Annotated in this window: 14 protein-coding genes and 2 pseudogenes; 7 read left to right on the top strand and 9 right to left on the bottom strand. The window is 71.6% G+C overall.

The genetic code is table 11. The annotated features are described in order from the left end of the window. Positions 1–107 precede the first annotated feature (107 nt). Complete coding sequence (gene clcA / locus EZH22_RS09555; RefSeq protein ID WP_231711402.1) at positions 108–1,499, top strand: H(+)/Cl(-) exchange transporter ClcA; 1,392 nt, start codon at positions 108–110, stop codon at positions 1,497–1,499. A 57-nt stretch (positions 1,500–1,556) separates the two neighbouring features. On the opposite strand, the gene cydC is transcribed toward clcA, so the two are convergent. Genes cydC through EZH22_RS09530 form a run of 5 tightly spaced genes read right to left on the bottom strand, consistent with a single transcriptional unit; the run spans position 1,557 to position 6,593 of the window. Further along, positions 1,557–3,266, bottom strand: a complete 1,710-nt coding sequence (cydC, locus tag EZH22_RS09550; RefSeq protein ID WP_203195410.1) for a thiol reductant ABC exporter subunit CydC — start codon at positions 3,264–3,266, stop codon at positions 1,557–1,559. Continuing rightward, positions 3,263–3,820, bottom strand: a complete 558-nt coding sequence (locus EZH22_RS32380) for an ATP-binding cassette domain-containing protein (RefSeq protein ID WP_203195409.1) — start codon at positions 3,818–3,820, stop codon at positions 3,263–3,265. Before EZH22_RS32380 ends, cydC begins: the two co-directional genes overlap by 4 nt. Further along, positions 3,817–5,079 (bottom strand): ABC transporter ATP-binding protein/permease, encoded by a 1,263-nt coding sequence (locus EZH22_RS09540; protein WP_203195408.1) that lies wholly within the window; start codon positions 5,077–5,079, stop codon positions 3,817–3,819. Before EZH22_RS09540 ends, EZH22_RS32380 begins: the two co-directional genes overlap by 4 nt. Before the next feature lie 53 nt (positions 5,080–5,132). After that, positions 5,133–5,885, bottom strand: coding sequence for a 4'-phosphopantetheinyl transferase family protein (locus EZH22_RS09535; RefSeq protein ID WP_203195407.1), 753 nt, complete (start codon positions 5,883–5,885; stop codon positions 5,133–5,135). Further along, the gene (locus tag EZH22_RS09530) at positions 5,886–6,593 is read right to left on the bottom strand and encodes a thioesterase II family protein (RefSeq protein ID WP_203195406.1); all 708 of its coding nucleotides are present in this window, start codon (positions 6,591–6,593) and stop codon (positions 5,886–5,888) included. 433 nt (positions 6,594–7,026) lie between these two features. Between EZH22_RS09530 and EZH22_RS09525 the strand changes: the two genes are divergently transcribed. The 5 genes and pseudogenes from EZH22_RS09525 (at position 7,027) to EZH22_RS09505 (ending at position 14,607) form a co-directional block, all read left to right on the top strand. After that, the gene (locus EZH22_RS09525) at positions 7,027–8,439 is read left to right on the top strand and encodes a beta/alpha barrel domain-containing protein (protein ID WP_203195405.1); all 1,413 of its coding nucleotides are present in this window, start codon (positions 7,027–7,029) and stop codon (positions 8,437–8,439) included. Between the two features lie 133 nt (positions 8,440–8,572). Further along, a complete protein-coding gene (locus EZH22_RS09520) occupies positions 8,573–9,436 on the top strand; it encodes a sugar phosphate isomerase/epimerase family protein (protein WP_203196479.1) in 864 nt (287 codons plus the stop codon). A 388-nt stretch (positions 9,437–9,824) separates the two neighbouring features. Next, on the top strand, positions 9,825–11,066 hold the full coding sequence (locus tag EZH22_RS09515; protein ID WP_203195404.1) for a S1 family peptidase: 1,242 nt from the start codon (positions 9,825–9,827) through the stop codon (positions 11,064–11,066). 444 nt (positions 11,067–11,510) lie between these two features. Then, positions 11,511–13,258: pseudogene (locus EZH22_RS09510) on the top strand (ABC transporter permease). Positions 13,259–13,269: 11 nt separating this feature from the next. Next, positions 13,270–14,607: an ABC transporter ATP-binding protein gene (locus tag EZH22_RS09505; RefSeq protein ID WP_203195403.1), complete on the top strand. Its 1,338-nt coding sequence runs from the start codon at positions 13,270–13,272 to the stop codon at positions 14,605–14,607. Positions 14,608–14,934: 327 nt separating this feature from the next. On the opposite strand, the gene EZH22_RS09500 is transcribed toward EZH22_RS09505, so the two are convergent. The 3 genes from EZH22_RS09500 to EZH22_RS09490 all read right to left on the bottom strand — a co-directional run bounded on the left by EZH22_RS09500 (position 14,935) and on the right by EZH22_RS09490 (position 18,944). Beyond that, positions 14,935–15,183 carry a hypothetical protein gene (locus tag EZH22_RS09500; protein WP_203195402.1) on the bottom strand — a complete coding sequence of 83 codons (249 nt, stop codon included), beginning with the start codon at positions 15,181–15,183 and terminating at the stop codon, positions 14,935–14,937. 1,201 nt (positions 15,184–16,384) lie between these two features. Further along, on the bottom strand, positions 16,385–17,020 hold the full coding sequence (locus tag EZH22_RS09495; protein ID WP_203195401.1) for a response regulator transcription factor: 636 nt from the start codon (positions 17,018–17,020) through the stop codon (positions 16,385–16,387). Positions 17,021–17,027: 7 nt separating this feature from the next. Next, complete coding sequence (locus tag EZH22_RS09490) at positions 17,028–18,944, bottom strand: sensor histidine kinase (protein WP_203195400.1); 1,917 nt, start codon at positions 18,942–18,944, stop codon at positions 17,028–17,030. A 230-nt stretch (positions 18,945–19,174) separates the two neighbouring features. On the opposite strand from EZH22_RS09490, the pseudogene EZH22_RS31695 reads away from it, so the two are divergent. Then, a pseudogene (locus EZH22_RS31695) lies at positions 19,175–19,383 on the top strand (amidohydrolase family protein); the annotation flags it as partial. A gap of 54 nt (positions 19,384–19,437) precedes the next feature. Here the strand turns inward: EZH22_RS31695 and pcaD are convergent. Continuing rightward, entirely contained in the window at positions 19,438–20,235 is a 798-nt protein-coding gene (gene pcaD / locus EZH22_RS09485) for a 3-oxoadipate enol-lactonase (protein WP_203195399.1), read from the bottom strand. Positions 20,236–20,245 lie beyond the last annotated feature (10 nt).

The raw sequence follows: 20,245 nt of genomic DNA, 5'->3' as shown, positions 1-20,245 counted from the left end.
CCGCACGCGGAGGATCCATGCCCGGCATGCCTTGCTCCGCCCGCACCGCCTCCGCTAAGGCTGGAGGGATCGGCGCAAGCGCCGTCCCCCCAGTCCCGAGGTCCGGCTTGACACCCGACGAGACGCCCGACACCTCTCGCGAGCCCGCCAGCGGGGTCTATTACGCCCTCGCGGCGCTGGTCGGCGCGGTCGCCGGCTTCTTCGGCACCCTGTTCCATCTCCTGACGGACAAGGCCGGGACCTGGCCGTCCCTGCTGCTGCCGCACCTCGACGGGCCGGTCCTCTATCTTGCGCTTGCCGGCGTGTCGGCGGCGATGGTCACCTTATCGGTGGCGCTGGTGCGCGCCTTCGCGCCGGAGGCGGCGGGCTCCGGCGTGCAGGAGATCGAGGGCGCGCTCGAAGGCCTGCGCATCCTGCGCTGGAAACGGGTGCTGCCGGTGAAGTTCGTGGCCGGCGTGCTGGCGCTGGGTTCCGGACTGGTGGCGGGGCGCGAGGGGCCGACCATCCACATGGGCGCCTCGGTGGCCAAGGCGGTGTCCGACGCGTTCCGGCTGGGCACGCGGGACGGGCGCGGGCTTCTGGCCGCGGGCGCCGCCGCCGGGCTCGCCGCCGCCTTCAACGCGCCGCTCGCCGCCATCCTGTTCGTCATCGAGGAAACGCGCCGCCAGTTTCCATACGGCCTGCGCACCTACAGCGCCGTCATCATCTGCTCCGCCGCCGGCGCCGTGGCGACTCAGATGATCGCCGGGACCGGTCCCGACATGCGCCTCGACGTGGCGGAAGTCCCGCTGCTCTGGCTTCCCGCCTTCCTCGTGCTCGGGGCCATCCTCGGCGCGCTGGGGGTCGCCTTCAACCGCGCGCTGGTCGCCGCGCTGGACGGCGCCCGCGCCCTCGCCGTCACCGTCTCGCCCTATCTGCTGCCGGTGCTGGTGGGCGCCGCCATCGGGCCGCTGCTGATCCTGCGGCCCGAAGCCACCTCCGGCGGCGAGCTGCTGGCGGTGTCCCTGCCCGGCATGGGCCTGCCGGCCCTGACGCTGGCCGGCATCGTCGTCATCCGCTTCACCATGACCATGGCGAGCTATTCCACCGGCATCCCCGGCGGCATCTTCGCCCCCATCCTCGCCCTCGCCACCGCGGTGGGCGTGCTGTTCGGCACGCTCCTCGACGTGGCCTTCCACCTGCCCCCCGGCCTGGTGGCGGCCCTCGGCGTCGCCGCCATGGGCGGCCTGTTCTCGGCGACAGTGCGAGCGCCGCTGGTGGGCATGGTGCTGGTGGCCGAGCTGACCGGCTCCTACGACCTGCTGGTGCCGGTCATCTTCACCTGCGTGACCGCCAACCTCGTGGCCGAGGCCCTCGGCGGCAAGCCCATCTACGAGGTGCTGCTGGAGCGCACGCTGCGGCTCGCCGGCACCCCCGTGCGGCCGCCGCACGAGGATGCGCCCCCGGCCGGCGAGGCCATCGGCGGCTGGGACGAGCGCGAGCGCCGGCCCCAGCCCTGAGGCCGTGTCTCGGGGCAATTGGCGGGCGGAAGGAAAACGCGCCGCGCCAAAGCGGATTCACCCCGGGGGCCGGCCGAAGCGGGGCAGGATCTCCGCCGGCGTGCCGCGGGCGACGATGCGCCCCGCCTCCAGCACCAGGATCTCGTCCATGCGATCAAGCCCGGCCGGCCGATGGGTGATGAGCAGGACCGCGCGCTCGCGCGCGGCATCCAGCACCGCGTCCATCACCCTGCGCTCGGTCTCGGGATCGAGCCCCTCGGTGGGCTCGTCGAGGATGAGGATGGGCGCATCCTTCAGCAGGGTGCGGGCGAGAGCGAGACGGCGCGCCTCGCCGCCGGAAAGCCCCGCCCCGTGGGCCCCCACGAAGGTTGAGAAGCCGTCCGGCTCGGACGCCACGAAGGGGAGGATGGCGGCGGTGGCGCAGGCCTGCTCGCAGCGGGCGAGGGAGGCCTGCGGATCGGCGATGCGCAAATTGTCGAGGAGGGTTTCGGCGAACAGGTGCTCCGCCTGGGCCAGCACGGCGATGCGCCGGCGCAGTCCATCCGGCTCGAACGCCGCCACGTCCGCGCCGGCGAAGGTGATCGTACCGGCATCCGGCGCGCGGAAGCGCAGGGCGAGGGCCACCAGGCTGGACTTGCCCGAGCCGCTCGGCCCCACCACCGCCACGTGCCGCCCCGGGACGAGGGCGAGGTCGATGCCGTCGAGGGCCGGCCGGCCGGCGCCGGCATAGGTGAGGCCGACCTGCGAGAAGACGAGGGCGCCGGCCGCCGGCACCGGCCGGAACACACCGCGTTCCGGCACCGGCGGCGGCCGGTCCATCAGGGTGAACAGGCGCCGCGCGCTCGCCAGGGTCGCCGGCAGGGTCTGCAGAGCCAGCGGCAGGGGAGCCACGGCGTCGAAGGCGGCGAGGGCCATCAGCGCCAGCATGGGCAGCTCCGCGCCCGCGAGCTGCCCGGCCAGCACCAGCGGCGCGCCGAGCAGCAGCACCGCCAGCAGGGCGAGCTGCCCCGTCATCCCGACCCCGGCGGAGGTGGCGGCGGCGAGGCCCGCCAGCCACCGCTCGTCGGTGAGCAGGGCATCGCTGGCCGCATCGAGCCGGGCGCGGTGGCGGTTCTCCGGGTCGTAGATGTCGAGCTCGGCCCGGCCTTCCAGATGGTCCACCAGCGCCGCCTCGAACGCCCCGGTGTCCCGCGCCAGCCGCCGCGCCGGGCCGGCGCCGAGCCGGTGCGCCAGGACCGGCAGGCCCACCCCCGCGACCAGCAGCAGCCCGGCGAGAGCCAGGGCGATGGCGGCATCGTAGGCGGCGGCGAAGGCCACCACCACGACCACCGCCAGCAGGGCCGCGAGCAGGGGCGACAGGATGCGCAGGAAGGCGAATTCCAGCCGGTCGATGTCGGTCTTGAGGCGGGCGAGGAGATCGCCCGAGTGCTGGTCCTCCAGCGCGGCGGGGGCCAGTGGCACCAGATGCGCGAAGAACCAGGGGCGCAGGTGCGCCACGAATTTCAGCGTCGCCTCGTGGCCGATGATCCGCTCGCCGTAGCGCGCCGCGGTGCGCAGCAGCGCGAAGGCGCGGATGGCGGCCGAGGCGGTGAAGGGATTCATCACCGCCCCCGCCGCCCCGGCCAGCGCCGCGGCGGTGATGAACCAGCCCGAGGCCGCCATGAGCCCGGCATGGGACAGGCTGGTGACCGCCGAGAGCAGGACGGCGAGGGCCATCCACCCGGCCTGCGGCCGCATCAAGGCGAGGAGGCGCACGAAATCCCTCACGAGGCGGCCTCCTCGGGCAATGCCCCCGCCGCCACCAAAGCGGCATAGCGGCCGCCCTGCGCCAGGAGGTCGGCGGGCGGCCCCGCCTCCACCAGCCGGCCCGCCTCGATCACGACGACGAGGTCCGCCTCCGCCGCCTGGGCGAGGCGATGGGCGGCGAGCAGCGCGGTGCGGCCGGGCAAGAGGCGGCGCAGGGCGCGCTCCACGTCGGCCTCGGTCGCCCGGTCGAGATGGGCGGTGGGCTCGTCGAGGACGACGAAGGGCGCATCGCGGTAGAAGGCACGGGCCAGGGCCAGACGATGCGCCTCGCCGCCCGAAAGGCCCGTCCCGCCTTCGCCCACGCGGCCGGACAACCCGCCGGGCACCCGCGCCACCGCCTGCGAGAGCCCCGCCGCCTCCACCGCCGCCGCGAGCCTGTGCGGGTCCGGCGCGTCCTCCCCCGGCGCGATGTTGGCGGCGAGGGTTCCGGCGAACAGGCGCGGGCGCTGCGGCGCGTAGGCGACGTGCCGGCGCCAGGCGGCCCGGTCGATCTCGCCGAGGAGCACGCCGTTCACCAGCACCCCCCGGAGGTGGGCCGCACGAAGCCCAGGGCGAGGGCGAGGAGGGAAGACTTGCCCGCCCCCGACGATCCCACCAGCGCCACCCGCGCCCCGGCCGGCACGGTGAGCGTCACCCCGTCGAGGGCGGTACGCCCGTCCGGATAGACGAGGCAGACGTCCTCGAAGCGGATCTCGATGGCGCCGGCATCGGGCACCGGGAGGATCCCGCCGGGCTCGGCGAGGGCCGGCAGGTCGGCGAGGGCGAGGATGCGCTCGGCGGCGCCGACGGCTTCCATGCGCGCATGGTAGGCGGTGCCCATGGCCCGCAGCGGCTGGTAGAATTCCGGCGCTAGCAGGAGGATGAACAGCCCGTCGAAGAAGTCCATCCCGCCCCACAGCAGGCGGAAGCCAATGAAGATGGCGGCCAGGGCGATGGAGACGGTGGCGAAGAATTCCAGCGCCAGGGACGACAGGAAGGCGACGCGCAGCACCGCCATGGTGTCGCGCCGGTAGGCGTCCGCCACCTCCGCGACGCGCGCCGTCATCCGCCCGGCGGCGCCGAAGGCCTTCAGGGTGGAAAGGCCCTGCACCGCATCGAGCAGGTGGCCCGACATGCGGGCGAGGCGGCGCCACTGGCGCTGGTTCAGCGCCTCGGCCCCCTTGCCGATGAGGATCATGAACACCGGAATGAGCGGCGCGGTGAACAGGAAGATCAGGCCGGACACCCAGTCCAGCGGGAACACCACCGCGAGGATGGCCACCGGCAGCGCCACCGACAGCACCGAGGCGGGCAGGTAGCGCGTGTAGTAGGGCTCCGCCGCCCGCACGCCGGAGGAGATGGCGGCCACCAGCTCCCCGGTGCGCTGACCCGACAGGCCGGCCGGCCCGAGCCGCGCCACGTGGTCCAGCAGTTCGGCCCGCAAAGCGCGCATCACGCTCTCGGCGGCGGCGAACCCGGCGCGCTCCGCCGCCTGGCTCGCCAGCGCCCGGGCGAGGATCACGCAGAGGAGGGCCACGATCTCCCCGCAGGCGTCGGTGAGCGGCTGGCGCGCGAACAGCACGAGGGCGATGAGGCGCGCCACCAGGGCCGCCTGGGCGATGACGAGGAGCCCGGCCACCAGCGCGAAGCCATAGGCGAAGGCGAGCGGGCGCCGTGCCGTCTTCCGGCGGGCGGCGAGAAAGGACGACAGGCGCTTGCGGTCGGCGGCGATGGCGAAAGTCTCCCGCGCGGGATGTCCCCCTCGCCCATAGCACGCGCCTTCGCCCGCTCCCATGCCTGCCTGTCGATCCCGCACGGCGGCGAGACGTCCCGCGGCGCGCCCGGCGATCAGGGACCGGCGGCGGGCCGGGCGCCGGAAAGGCTCCACCCCGTGCCGCCCGCCAGCGCCAGCAGGCGCGGCAGGTGGACGCCCTCCACCGCGACCGCGAGGGCCGCGTCTGGCGCGAGGACGGCGGCGTGGAGCGTGGCCACGGTGAAGCTTCGGCCGGCCCGGCCGATCACCGCCGCCTGCGGGCCGAGCGGCAGCGACACGGCACGCGGATCGGCCGCGAGCCCCTCGCCGGTGGCTTTCAACACCGACTCCTTGCGACACCAGGCCGACAAGGCCGCGTCGGCCCGACCGTCGGCCGACAGTCGGGACCAGGCGACGGCGTCGGCGGCATCGAGGAATTCGCCGATGAGGTCCTGCCACAAGGCGAGCGGGCGCTGGTGCTCCACATCCACCCCGATGCGCCCGCCGCGCATGACACCCACCGCAATGCTCGACCCGGCATGGCTGACATTGAAATCAAGCCCGGCCTCCTCCTCCAGATGCGGCCGGCCCCGCCGGTCCCGGCGCAGGGCCACCTCCGCCGGCGCCATGCCCAGAACCGCCCCGAGGCAGAAGCGGGCCAGCCGCCAGGCGGCACGGCGGGAGCGGCGGTCGCGGTCGTGGACGAGCCGGCCGATGCGCGCCTCGTCCTCATCCGGCAGGGCGAAGGCGAAGCCCGGCGCAGCCACGAGATCCTGCACCTGCGCCACCGCGAGGAAGCTTTCGCCGGCGGCGAGGGCCGGCACCGGCACGGCGGGGCGCTCCCCCATTCAGCCGCCGGCCCTGGCCGCGCGCCATGCCGGGAGGAGGCGGCGCAGCAGCTCCATGAGCCGCGCTTCCTGATCGCGCACGAAGAAGTGACCGCCCGGCCAGAGCTCCACCGCGAGTGGGCCGGAGACGACCTCCGCCCAGGCGTGGAGCGCGGGCAGGGGCGTGGCGGGATCCTCCGCGCCGCCGAGGATCACCGCCGGAACCGGGAGCTTCGGCCCGGCGGCGAAGGCGTAGGTATCCACCAGCCGGAAGTCGGCGCGCAGCACGGGCAACATCGCCGCCATGAGCTCCGGCTGGGCCAGCACCGCCTGCGTCGTCCCGCCGATCCGCTGGAGTTCGGCTGCGAGCGCGGCGTCGCCGAGCAGGTGGCGGCCGAGGGACGGGAAGGGAAGCTGCGGCGCCGCGCGGCCCGAGAGCACCAGCCCCGCCACACTGATCCCGTGGCGGGCCAGCGCGCGCGCCGTCTCGAAGGCGAGCACCGCGCCCATGGAATGACCGTAGAGCACGAGCGGGCCGACCCGGTGCGCGACGGTGTTCGCCACGTCCCCGGCGAGGTCGATGAGGCTGGAGGCGAAGGGCGCGCCGAACCGTGTGCCACGTCCCGGCAGTTCCGGGCTCTCCACGGTGGCAAGGCCCGAGAGCGCCACCTTCCAGGGCCGGTAGAGCGCGGCGGAGCCGCCGGCATGCGGCAGGCAGACGAGCCGCATCGCCTCAGGCCCCCATGCCGCGCGAGCGGATGGCCGCGCGCCGGCCCTTGGGGAGAATGTCGCGGTGAATATCCTGCATGAAGTCGCCCCTCGGTGCCGAGATAAGCGTGAATGACGCGGAGGCTCAAGGGGTCTTGCGGCACTGCAGCACGATCCCGCGCGGAAATCGCGGCTGCCCGTTACCGTGGTGCCGCCCCTCCCGCTCCGACCCCGGACACCCGCGCGCCACCCGGCCCGGGCCGAGAAAGCGCTTGACACCTCACTGCGCCAGGCTCGTAATTCACCGATTGGTTACAAACCGGCGCGCAGAAGCCGGGGACAGCCAGTCGCGGAGGAGACTGCCATGGGGGTGACCGTGCGCGCGGGCGCGACGGCGCGGAGTTTCCGCAGCCGTGCTGCCCGTCCCGGCGGCGGCCGGCGGAGCTGAGGGAGCATGGACGCGCCGCGCCTCGTGCTACGTTCGGTCGAGATTTTCGAGCGGCTGATGCCGTTCATGCACCCGTTCCGCTTCGGCCCGTCGGTGGTCGAGGCGGCGCCGCAGGCGTTCGTGCGGGTCGAGGCGGAGGTGCCCGGCTTCGGTGTCGCCACCGGCTGTTCGGCCGAGATGATGATGCCGAAATGGTTCGACAAGGATCCGTCGAAAAGCCCCGCCGACACCGTGGACGACCTGCGCCGCGGCCTCGTGAATGCCGCCTCGGCCTATTTGGCGGCCGGAGCCGACACCGCCTTCGGCCTCAGCGCCGCCGTGCGTCCGGGCCAGGACGCCTGGGCGGAGCGGGAGAAGGTCCCTGCCCTCGCCGCCGGCTTCGGCCCCGCGCTCCTCGACAAGGCGGTGCTGGACGCACTCCTGCGCGCCATCGGCGTTGGAGTCCTGGACGGGCTGAGGCGCAACGCGATGGGGCTCGATGCACGCCTGACGCCGGACCTCGAGCCCGGGCGGCTCGCCGCGTTCCTCGCCGGGCTCGTCGCCTCGCCGGCCGTGGCGGTGCGCCACACCATCGGGCTCCTCGACCCGCTGGACGGGCCGCATGGCCTGCCCAACCTGATCGCGGCGGCGCAGCTCGCCTTCTTCAAGATCAAGATCGGCGGCGACATCGATGCGGACATCACGCGGCTCGAGGAGATCGCGGTTACTCTCGACGCGGTGGCCCCCGGCTTCGTCGCCACGCTGGACGCGAACGAGCAATATGATCCCGACCGGCTGGAAATGCTGGCGGACGCCCTCGGCCGGCCCTCGCTCGCGGTTCTGCGCGCCCGGCTGCTTTATGTGGAGCAACCGTTCGACCGGCGCGCCACCTTCGCCGCCCCGCTTTCCCCGGCGCTGCACGGCCTCACCGTGATCATCGACGAGGCGGACGACGCCTACGATTCGTTCGTCCGCGCCTCGGCGCTGGGCTATCGCGGCGTGTCCTCCAAGGCCTGCAAGGGGCTCTACAAGTCCATCCTCAACGCCGCGCGGGTGAAGGCCTGGAACGCGGCCGGGGTCCGCGCGCCCTTCCTGCTCTCCGGCGAGGACCTCACCTGCCAGGCGGGCCTCGCCGTCGAGCAGGACACCGCGCTCATCGCCGCCCTCGGCCTCACCCACGGCGAGCGCAACGGGCATCATTACGTCGCCGGCTTCGGCCCGGCGCCGGAGGCCGAAGCGCGGGCCTTCGCCGCCGCCCATCCGGACCTCTACACCGAGCAGGACGGCCGCATCGTCCTCGACGTGCGCCGCGGGCTGCTGCCGACCCGGGCACTCCTCGCCGCCCCCGGCTTCGCGCGGCGGGCCGAGCCCGACTGGGAAAGCCTCGCCCCCATCACCCCACGCTCCGCTGCGCCGCTCCCGCAGGCGGCCCGCGCATGAGGGAGCGGCGCAGCGGCCTCGACGCGGCGGGCGTGAGAAACGGGCTTGCCGCGCAGGGCGGCGGAGACTGATGCGCACCATGCAGGATCACGTCTCCCCCACGAGCCTCGCGCCGGCCTTCCAAGCGCCGGCCTTGCGCGATTTCTCGGCCGACGCCCGCCAGCTCTCCATCAACACCGTCACGCTGCGGAGGCAGGGTGATCTTGTCGCCATCATCGAGGCCTGCGCCCGGGCCGGCATCCGGGCCATCGCCCCGTGGCGCGACCAGGTCGCCGCCATCGGCCTCGATCGCGCCGTGGCGGCGGCGAGGGCGACGGGAATGGCCCTGTCCGGCTATTGCCGGGGCGGCATGTTTCCCGCCGATCCCGCGCGCCGAAGGGAGGTCGCCGACGACAACCGGCGCGCCGTGGACGAGGCGGCCGCCCTCGGCGCCCCCTGCCTCGTGCTGGTGGCGGGCGGACTGCCGCAATTCTCCCGCCCGGGCTCGGCGCCGACCAGGGACCTTGGCGGCGCCCGCGCGCAGGTGGAGGACGGCGTCGGCGCGCTGCTCGATCACGCGCGGGAGGCGGGCATGCCGTTGGCCATCGAGCCGCTGCACCCCATGTATGCCGCCGACCGTGCGTGCGTGAACACGCTGCGCCAGGCCCTCGACATCTGCGACCAGCTGGATCCGGGGCGCACCGGCCTGCTGGGGGTGGCGCTCGACGCCTACCACGTGTGGTGGGATCCCGAGCTTTCCGGGCAGATCGCCCGCGCCGGCCGTGCCCGGCTCCTCGCCTATCACGTCTGCGACTGGCTGGTGCCGACGACGGACATGCTGACCGACCGCGGCATGATGGGGGACGGCGTCATTGACCTGAGGGGCATTCGCGCCGCGGTGGAGGCGCAGGGCTATGCCGGCTTCGTCGAGGTGGAGATTTTCTCCGAGCACTGGTGGTCCAGGCCCATGGACGAAGTGCTCGCCACCTGCGTCTCGCGCCACCGCACGGTCGTGTAGGACCTTTTCGCGCGAACCGGCGCGCTCAGCCGACAAACCGGAGGCATTGGCGCTCCCACGCAACACCGGACACCACACTTCGCTCGGCGGCGGCACCGGCCATGCGCCGCGCTTGAAAGCCGGCGGCCCGAGCGTTACCGTTCCCGCACGCAACCTGTGATCGGCAGGGCTTGCGTCGGCCGGTGCCGCGCATCGCGGCGACGCCGTTGCGTGGGGGCGCGGCGGATCGGGTGTCCTGGTCGAGGACTGAAGTCTTGGTCAGGGGGCTGGGCATGATCATCCGCATCCACGCCGCGCGCCGCCGCAAGCACGCGGCCATCCCTTCCCCGGCGCGGACGCCCGTCTTTCCGTCGCCCGACGCGCTTCTTTCCGCGCCAACGGCCCGGCCATGATCCGGCGGCTGCGCGACAAGATCCCTGCCACGGCCCGCGCCCTGCTGCTCGCCGCCGCCGGCCTTCTCGCGTCCGGCACGGGGACGATGGCGCAGTCCCTGCTCGCCATGGACGAGACCCTCGACGACGTGCGCGGCTGGGACATCGGTGTCAATACCGCGGTGAGCGGCTGCCTCGCCAAGGCGCGGTACGAGGACAAGACCACCGTGTGGTTCGGCTTCGGCGGGGAGGACAAAAAGCTGTTCTTCGGCCTCAGCAATCCCCGCTGGCGATCGGTGCAGGCCGGCAAACGCTACGAGGTTGTGCTCATCGCGACCAATGCGGGGCGCTGGAACGGCACCTTCACCGGCGGCGATGCGGGCGACGAAAAGAGCCTGGTGGCGACCAACCTGAAGGAGGACTTCATGGTCGACATCGGCCGGGCCGGGAGCCTCGATGTCCGCTTCCAGGGCAAGAGCATCGCCCGCCTTTCATTGTCCGGCTCCATGGCGGCGCTCGGCGCCGTCATCGACTGCCAGAAGACCCTGCTTGCCCGTGGCGACACCGAGCGCCGCGCCCCGCCGCCCCAATCCCGGGGGAGCGAGGCGAAAGGCGGCGGCAGCGCCCCGGAGGACGCCAAAAGCTCCGGTACCGGCTTCTTCGTGAGCACGAACGGCCACATCCTCACCAACCACCACGTAATCGACGGCTGCAAGGTGGTGCAGGTCACCCGCCCGGGATCCGTGGCCGAGCCGGTCCAGGTGCTCGCCCGCGACTCCATCAACGACCTCGCCTTGCTCAAGGCGGCCGCCGGCCCCAAGAGCGTGCCCGCCCTCGCGGCGCGCACGCGCATCGGCGACAGCATCTACATCTACGGCTTCCCCCTCGCCGGCCTGCTGGCCAGCTCCGGCAACTTCACCGTCGGCAACGTCACCGCCACGTCGGGGCTCAACGACGACAGCCGGATGGTGCAGATCTCGGCGCCGGTGCAGCCCGGCAACAGCGGCGGGCCGCTTATGGACCAGTACGGCAACATCGCCGGCGTGGTGGTTTCCAAGCTCAACGCCCTGCGCCTCGCCTCGGTGACCAAGGACCTGGCGCAGAACGTGAACTTCGCCATCAAGAGCACGGTCGCCCAGACCTTCCTCGACGGCAACGGCATCACCCCGCCGGTGGCGGCAGGGGGCGCCCCGGTCCTCGATCCCGCCACCATCGCCGAGACGGCCAAGGGCTTCACGGTCTTCGTGGAATGCCGCTGATCCGGTCGTCCGCCCCGCCGGTGCGGCATTTGCCCCTGCCCGATCGCCACCTGCCGCAGCGGCCATGGCCATCGGCTTGCGACATCCGCGCCCGGCCCGCCTATTCCCGCTTGACCGCGCGCCGGGACGGCGCGATAGGCGGGCAGCCGGTCGCCCTGCGCCGGATTTCATCGAAAGACTCGTCTCTTATGGACAGTTCCAATCGATCTAGCTCGAGCTTGCTCGCGACGGCCCGGACCTGACCCCTCGCGTCTGGTTCCCCGTCCCGCCGGCAGGCTCAGGGATGCGAGGTGAACCATGCGGACGCCCTTTCTCCGCAAGAACCCGCTGCTCCGCCACGCGGACGCGGACCGAAGTCGGCACTGACGCGCCGTAACCGCGGCATCGCGCGGCCTTGCTCTTTTGCCGGCCATCCGGATCCACGTCGATTTCGGGTTTCAGACCATGACCCTCCACCACCCGGCCCTGGAAGCGGGGCGCCGGCGCAGATTCGCGCTGAACCTGTGGGATGCGCTGGCCTTCGGCCTGCTGTTCGGCGGCCTCATCCTGATGGTCCATGGCGGACAGCAGACGCTGGCCCCCTCACCGCCCTGAAGTCGGCGCCGATCTCGCTCGACCCGACCCTGCTGCCGGAATACGCGCTGCGCACCACCCTGCGCATGCTGGCGGCGATCGTCGCTTCCCTCGTCTTCACCTTCGCCTACGGCGCGCTGGCGGCGAAGAGCCGGCGGGCCGAGATGGTGCTGGTGCCGATGCTGGACATCCTCCAGTCGGTGCCGGTGCTCGGCTTCCTCTCGTTCACCGTGGTCGGCTTCATGGCGCTGTTCCCCGGCCGGGTGCTGGGGGTGGAGCTCGCGGCCATCTTCGCCATCTTCACCAGCCAGGCCTGGAACATGACCTTCAGCTTCTACCAGTCGCTGAAGTCGGTCCCGCGCGACCTCGACGAGGCCACCCGCAGTTTCCGCCTCACCGGCTGGCAGCGCTTCTGGCGGCTGGAAGTGCCGTTCTCCATGCCGGGCCTGGTGTGGAACACCATGATGTCCATGTCCGGGGGCTGGTTCTTCGTGGTCGCCTCGGAGGCCATCTCGGTGGGCGACACCACCATCACCCTGCCGGGGGTGGGCGCCTACGTGGCGCTCGCCATCAAGGACCAGAACCTGCCCGCCGTCGGCTGGGCGGTGCTGGCCATGCTCGCGGTCATCCTCATCTACGATCAGCTGCTGTTCCGGCCGCTGGTGGCGTGGGCCGACAAGTTCCGGGTGGAGACCTCCGCCGGCGGTGCCGCGCCTCGGTCCTGGCTGCTCTCGGCCATGCGGCGGGCGGTGCTGCTCCAGCGCCTCGCTCGCCCCCTCGGCGCCGTGATCGCCGCCGTGCCGCGCCAGCGCCTCGCCTTGCCCGCCGCCATGCCGCAGGAGGCGCGCCGCGCCGTCGGCGGCGCCTGGGCGAGCCCTCTCGCCGACAAGGCATGGCTTGCCCTGGTGCTGGCGGTGGCGTCCTATTGCCTGTGGACCATCGTCGCCTTTGTCGCCACGGAGCTGACCATGCCCGAGGTGGTGCGGGTGTTCGGCCTCGGCGTGCTCACCATGCTGCGGGTGGTGGTGCTGATCATCCTCGCCACCCTCATCTGGGTGCCCATCGGCGTGTGGATCGGCCTGCGGCCCCGCTGGGCCGAGCGGGTGCAGCCGCTGGCGCAGTTCCTCGCCGCGTTTCCGGCCAACATCGTGTTTCCGTTCGCCGTGGTGGCCATCGTCCGGCTCGGCCTCGACCCGGACATCTGGCTGTCGCCGCTGATGGTGCTCGGCACCCAGTGGTACATCCTGTTCAACGTCATCGCCGGGGCGAGCGCGTTCCCCAACGACCTGAAGGAGGCGGCCTCCACCTTCCGCATCCGCGGCATCAACTGGTGGCGCAAGGTGATGCTGCCGGGGATCTTCCCCTATTACGTCACCGGCGCCATCACCGCGAGCGGCGGCTCGTGGAACGCCTCCATCGTCGCCGAGGTGGCGAGCTGGGGCGACACCACCCTGCGCGCCCACGGCGTCGGCGCCTACATCGCCGACGCGACGGTGGCCGGCGACTATCCGCGCATCGTGCTCGGCATAGCCGTCATGTCGATCTTCGTGATGCTGTTCAACCGCCTGCTGTGGCGACCGCTTTACGCCTTCGCCGGCCGCCGGCTGCGCCTCGACTGAGGGAGGAAACCATGACCGCCATCGATCGCGCCGCCCGCGCGCCGCAGGCCGAGCAGGGGCTCCTGGTGGATGCCGCCGGCGTGCGCCAGATCTACCAGAAGGGCGACAATGCCGACCTCGTGGTGCTGGACGACGTCTCCCTCTCCATCCGCGAGGGCGAGGTCGTCGGCCTGCTCGGCCGGTCGGGCTCGGGCAAGTCGACGCTGCTGCGCATCATCTGCGGCCTGGTGAAGCCCACCTCCGGCCGGGTGGAATGGCGTGGCAAGCCGGTGACCGGGCCCAGCGAAGGGCTCTCCATGGTGTTCCAGAGCTTCGCGCTGTTCCCCTGGCTCACCGTGCTGGAGAATGTGGAGGTGGGACTCGAGGCCATCGGCGTGCCGGCGGCGGAACGGCGGCGGCGCTCGCTGGAAGCCATCGACCTCATCGGCCTCGACGGCTTCGAGAGCGCCTATCCCAAGGAATTGTCCGGCGGCATGCGCCAGCGCGTGGGATTTGCCCGCGCCCTGGTGGTGCATCCGCGCCTGCTGCTGATGGACGAGCCCTTCTCCGCCCTCGACGTGCTCACCGCCGAAACGCTGCGCACGGACCTCATCGAGCTGTGGATCGAGGGGCGCCTGCCCATCAAGTCCATCCTGATGGTCACGCACAATATCGAGGAGGCGGTGCTCATGTGCGATCGCATCCTCATCTTCTCCTCCAATCCCGGCCGGGTGGCGGCGGAGATCAAGATCAACCTGCCGCACCCGCGCTCGCGCGTCGATCCCGTGTTCCGCGCCATCGTCGACGACATCTATGCGCGCATGACCCAGCGCGTGCCGGTGGACACGGGCGCGCGCAAGGAAGAAAGCGGCGCGCCCGGCATCGGCATGGCGCTGCCGCACATCTCGACCAACCTCCTGTCCGGCCTCATGGAGGCCCTGGCGGCGGCGCCCTACGGCGGCAAGGCGGACCTGCCGGACCTGGCGGCGACGCTGCAGATGGAGGTGGACGAGCTGTTCCCCATCGTCGAGACGCTGCAATTGCTGCGCTTCGCCGAACTGGAGGAAGGCGACGTGCGCCTCACCGACGCCGGCCGGCGCTTCGTCGATTCCGAGCAGGATGCGCGCAAGCGCCTGTTCGCCGAGCACCTCATCGCCCACGTGCCGCTGGCCGGGCTCATCCGGCGGGTGCTGGACGAGCGGCCCTCGCACCGCGCGCCGTTCACCCGCTTCTCCGAAGAGCTGGAAGACCACATGTCCGAGGACTTCGCCGAGGAGACCCTGCGGGGGCTCATCACCTGGGGGCGCTATGGCGAGCTGTTCGGCTATGACGAGCACACGCGGCAGTTCAATCTGGAGAACCCGGCCTGAAGGCTCCGGCGGATCGGACCTCGGGCGTTTCCCGTTTCACGGAATCGGGCAAACGCGGAAACGCCCGATGTTTCTGCGCGATCGCGTCTTCTTCACGCGAACCGGTCTCCACTTCGCTCGAAAACCCTCCAGGACCGATCGACATTCAGTGTCCGCGTTTTTCTTCGGCCGCCGCCATGGCCGGGCTTGTCCCGGGCATGGCGGCCGCACCACCGGCGCAGGCCTGCGAGAGGATGTGTGCCCGGCCCAACCGCGTGGAGGGCCGGGACAGGCCCGGTCATGACGGTGGTGTCGGGAGGACGCCGGTCGATCTGACCGCGATCCGCGCTAGGCCGCTTCCAGCCCCTCATCCGGGACCGTGCCGAAGCTCGCGATGAGCACCGGCGGATCGGCATCATCCGATTCGGGATCCACATCCCGCGAGAAGGCGATGGCTCCGGCTTTCACGATCGCCATCCGGCGGGCGATGCGCTCGGCGTCGGCAGCGGTGCGGACCTCCATGGCCGGGGCGGCTTTCAGCGTGCCGCGCTTGCCCAGCTCGAAGGGCTGGACCACGTAGAACGTCTTCTTCGCCATGGCGTGCTCTCCCCAATGAGGGGGTGAAGCTGCACCACCTACCAGAACAATTCAAGAACTTGCTGAGACGATGCACGGGTCTCGTCTCCGGGTGGCGCGGCGCGCTCCCACCGCCGGGGTCGATTGCGGGCGACGACACAGTGGCGCCCGACCGGCCTCCCCTCCCCGCACCCAGCCTCCACCGACGCCACCGGCGGACTCACAGCAGCGCGCAGGCTCGGCCGGTCGAGGGCGCGGAAGCACCCCTTACCGCCCAATCCGCCGGTGGCGGCGGCGGTCGTCACCCCGCCCTCGCGACCGTTCCGGTGCTTGCGGAACCTGGATCGAAAAATTTCCCAAAAACTGGATCTATGAGGTTGTGCAACCACCCGCGCACTATCGCGCGCTTGCTCCAAGCCCTGACCGGAGTAGGCTTACCGGGCGGTGGACCATGTCCACCGCCCGGTTCCCTCACAGCCTTTGCGATGGGCTTCAGCGGCCGCGAATGCCGGGGCTCCCCAGGCGCTGGAAAGCCTCCAGGCGCGCCGGTGGATTGCAGGGCAATGACACAGACAGAAGCGCGGCGCGGCTCGATTTCGTCCACGGGATCTCGTTCAGCTGCGACGGCGTCGCGCGTCGGACAGCGGGGGGCAAGCTGCCGCGACCTCGCCTCTCGGCTTGGTCGCGGCAGTCCTGGCCGGTGGCAGCCGGGCTGGAGGACGATGCCGATCGGACAGAAGCTGCCTGAACGGGTCGCTCTCCATCCGCTTCCGCGGAGGACGATAGCGGGGTACCGGCGGCCACCGGTCAAGCCTGTTGCCCGCTTGGGGCTTGAAATCCTCGACGCGCATGGCGCCCAGCTGCACCCCGTCGAGGGAGAACAGCTCGCGCTTGGCGTTGCGCCGATGTGCATGGCGGGCCGCCCGCGTCGCCGACGGCGATCACCGGTTCCGGCGACTCGCCACGTGCACCGCGGACCCAGGCATCTTTGGAGCCGAAACGCACTCGGGACCATCGGCCGAAGGGGACGGCGCATATGCCCGAAAGGGCAAGCGCGGAGGTATCAAGATATATTCAGAGACTTTCGGGCGGCGGCGCGCGTCGACCCGGCCCGGGGGCGCCGGTTCGCCAATCGGGCGATCGCGCCCTCGCCCCGTCATGACCGGACATGAACCGGGGCCCCGCCCGGATCCGGCCGCCCCTGCAAGCGGGGGCCAGCCCCTCATCGGTTGTCGGGCAGGTCTTGGGTCAGGCGCTGCAGACGTTCAGCGAGGCGGCCGAGCTCGGCGGCGGATTCGGCGCCCAGCTTGATCATGAGCTGAGCGCGCTGGGCCTTCACGGTGCGCTCTGCGATGCCGAGCTCGTCGGCGATCTGCTTGTTGAGCTTGCCCGCCACCACCAGGTCGAAGACCTCGCGCTCCCGCGGCGACAGCAGGGCGAAGCGGGAGAGCAGGTCGTCGGCATCCGTGCGCGCGGCTCGCATGCGCGCGTCGCGCTCCAGCGCCCGCTGGACGGCTTCCAGAAGCACCTGCGGCTCCACCGGCTTCATGAGAAAATCCACCGCGCCGGCTTTCATCGCCTCCACGCTGCACGCGACGTCCGCATGGGCGGTGAAGAAGATCACCGGCAGCGTCGCGCCGAGCGTGCGCAATGCCCGCTGAAGCTCCAGCCCCGAAGGGCCGGGCATGCGCAGGTCCAGAAGGATGCAGCCGGGACGGTGCGGAAGGGGATGCAGCAGGAAGTCGCCGGCGGAGGCGTAGGCCCGCACTTCCAGGCCGGCGGCATTCAGCAGCCGCGCCACCGCCGTGCGCAGGGAATCGTCATCGTCCACCACGTGGACCAGCGGTGCCGCACTCATGCCGAACTCATGCCGCCCCGACCCACGCGCTGCTGCCGGGGGCCGCCCGGGGAAGCCAGATGGTGAAGGTGGCGCCGTCCCCGGGGCCGCTCTCGGCCGCGATGGTGCCACCATGGGCCTCGACCAGCGTGCGCGCAATGGACAGGCCGAGCCCGATGCCCTTGCGCTTGGTGGTGAAGAAGGAATCGAACAGCTTCGGCAGGTGCTCGGCGGTGATGCCGACGCCGCGATCGCGCACCCTGATCGTCGCCCCGGCGTGCGAGCCCTCGAGGGAGAGGCTCACGGTCCTGTGCTCATCGGGCGTATCCGCCAGCGCATCCATGGCATTCATGATCAGGTTGATGAGCACCTGCTGCACCTGGATGCGATCGCCGACCACCGTGATCGTCTCCGCCGGCGTCCGGGCGCCCAGCACGATGCGCCGGCGCCGGGCCTCGGCATTCAGCAGGGTGATGACGTCGCTCACCGTTTCGTTGAGGTCGAAGGGCTGGCGCTCCACCTCGTGCTTGGCGAGCAGCGCCCGCAGCCGGCGGATCACCTCGCTCGCCCGCAGATCGTCGCGGCGGATGTCGGCGAGAATGTCCTTGAGGTCGCCAGGCCGGGCCGCGCCCGATTGCAGCAGCATTTCCGCCGCCGCCGCGTTGCTTAGAATGGCCGCGAGCGGCTGGTTGATCTCGTGGGCGATGGAGCCGGTCAGTTCACCCGCCACCGCCAGCCGGGAGGCGTGGGCGAGCTCGAAGCGATGCCGGTCGAGGCTCGACTGCGCCAGCCGGCGGCGGTTGCGCTCGACCAGCAGGGCGGTCATCAGCAGGCTTTGCAGCAGGAAGGCCAGGACAACCGCGATCGCCTCCGTCCGGTAGGTCTGCCAGAAGCTCGGCGCCCGGAACTGGACGACGGTGCCGGCCGGCACCGCGCCCGGATCGATCCCCCAGCGCTCGATCTGCCGCCAGTCCACGTACAGCGCGGACGGCATCACCGAGGGCAGGTGCAGGGCCGATGGCGCCTCTCCGCCGAGCAGGCGGCCGGCGATCGACCCGCCCTCGCGGCCCATCGCCTCGAAACTGGCCATCCATCCACCAACCACGCCGGTGCCGAGGAAACTGACGAAGGGGCCATAGACCGGCGCCGTCGACGCCTGGGCGATGAGGCGCGCCGATTCCGACGGCGTGAACAGGTTGCCGGCGCCGTCACGGAAGAAGCCCGGCGTGAACACCACCGCATCGGGTCCGAGCTCGGCAACCCGCCGCAGCACCTCGTCCACAGGACGGCCCTCCAGCATCTCGACGCTCACCCGTCCTTCGACGCGCGCCGCCAGCTGGCGCACCTCGCCCTCCCAGACGCGGTCCCGCCCGGCGGTGCCGGTGATGAGGACGAGGCGGGTGGCGCGCGGATGCCATTTCAACGCCTGATCGATGGTCGCCGCAAAGTCCTGCTCGAAGGGCACCCCCACCACGTCGGGCGGCAGCTGCGTCCGCGATGCCAGGAAGGAACGGGCGACGCCCACGTGCACGATGGGCACCGACGGGAACAGGTCGGCCCGCGCCCCCAGGGCGAAATCCAGCGCGTTGTCGCCGGCGACGATGATGACGTCGGGCGGCCGCGCCGCATATTTCTCCCGCAGGAAGCGGGTGACGGTGGCCACATAGGCCTCGCCGCTGAAACGCGGATAATCGAGGAACTCGGTGCTGACGTCGGTGTTGCGGTTGGCTTCGCCCAGCGCGCTGGTGATGCCCCGATCCCTCAGGACATTACCCGGCAGCAGGCGGTTGTTCTCGAAGAGAACCAGCACATGCCGCGGCGGCGCCGCGGCGCCGCAGGGGGCGGCGCCGGCCAGCATGAGGCAGAGCCACAGGGCGCCGAATGCCCGGCGCGCGGCCCGCGGACGCAGGACGACCCAATCCCGGACGGAGCGGCGCCTCGCCATGCTGCGATCGAACCTCACATCTTTCACGTCCGGATTGCCTTATCACGGCGGCGGCGCGCGGGAGCGGTGCCGGAGCCCGCTGGCGGCGTCTCGCCCGGCGGCCCCGTCCGGGGAAAATCAACGCCGCGGCGCCACCCACCGGCTCCAGGACCGTTTCAGCCGCCGCCCGCCGTCTGCAACCGGAGGCACGTGCCCGAAGTCGAATATCGCATCCTTGGCGGCCTGCTCAAGGCGGCTGGGTCAAGCTCTCGCGCGACCACCGCAATGCCGTCGAAGGACCGCCCTACGCCGATACGATTCCTTTCGCCGGCTGCTGCCTGAAGCTGCCCCGGATCGCTGCGTCTGGGGTTCCGGCTGGCCCCCCAACGCGGCGGCGCGCAAACGCGTCCCCGTGAACAATGCGCACCGGCTTTATGACCTTCCGCCCGCAGCTAAATGACCACCATCGTGAATCCGACCTTGCCCATCACATCGCCATGGTTCCGGCGTGCCATCAGTCGCACAGATGCGGCACGATCTGGCGCAGCAGTGATTCAGGCTGCTCGACGCAGGGAATGTGCGAGCAGTCCGGTATCGTCGCGAGCCGCGCCCCGGGAATAAGGGCGGCGAGCGCTTGGGCGGAGGCGAATGGGGTCGCCGGATCCTGCTCGCCCACCACCACCAGGGTCGGCGCGGCGATGGTGCGGTCGCCATCCGTGAGGTCCGCGTCGCGCACCGCCATGGCGCAGCCGAGGTAACCTTCGAGGGAGGTGCGCGCCACCATGTTCACATAGCCCCGCACGACGTGAGGCACGCGGGCGCGAAAGCCCTCGGTGAACCAACGGGCCATCACCCCGGGCGCGATTGCCGCAAGGCCGTCGCGGCGGATGCCCGCGATGCGCTCGTTCCACACCGAGGCGGGACCGATGACGGCGGCGGTATCGCACAACACCAGGCGGGCGACCCGCTCGGGCGAGGCGGCGGCGAGGTGCTGGGCGATCATGCCACCGATGGACAGGCCGCACAGATGAACCTTGTCGATGCCGAGGCCATTGAGCAGAGCAAGCGCATCCTGGGCGAGGGCGGCGATGGAATAGCCGGCGGTTTCATCCGGCAGGGGCGTCGCGTCGCTCAGGCCATGACCGCGCTTGTCATAGCGCAGCACCCGGAATTGACGGGTGAGGACCTCCATCACCGGATCCCAGACCAGGAAGCTGGTGCCCAGCGAGTTCGCGAGCAGCAGCACCGGCGCGTCCTCGGGACCTTCCAGGGCATAGTGGGTGGTGATGTCGCCAGTGACGAGGAAAGGCATCCGGGAGGCT

Origin of the sequence: Xanthobacter dioxanivorans, assembly GCF_016807805.1 — a bacterium.
GTDB classification, from domain to species: Bacteria; Pseudomonadota; Alphaproteobacteria; order Rhizobiales; family Xanthobacteraceae; genus Xanthobacter; species Xanthobacter dioxanivorans.
Note: the sequence above shows the minus strand (reverse complement) of the source record. Positions and strands in the feature narration are given on the sequence as shown.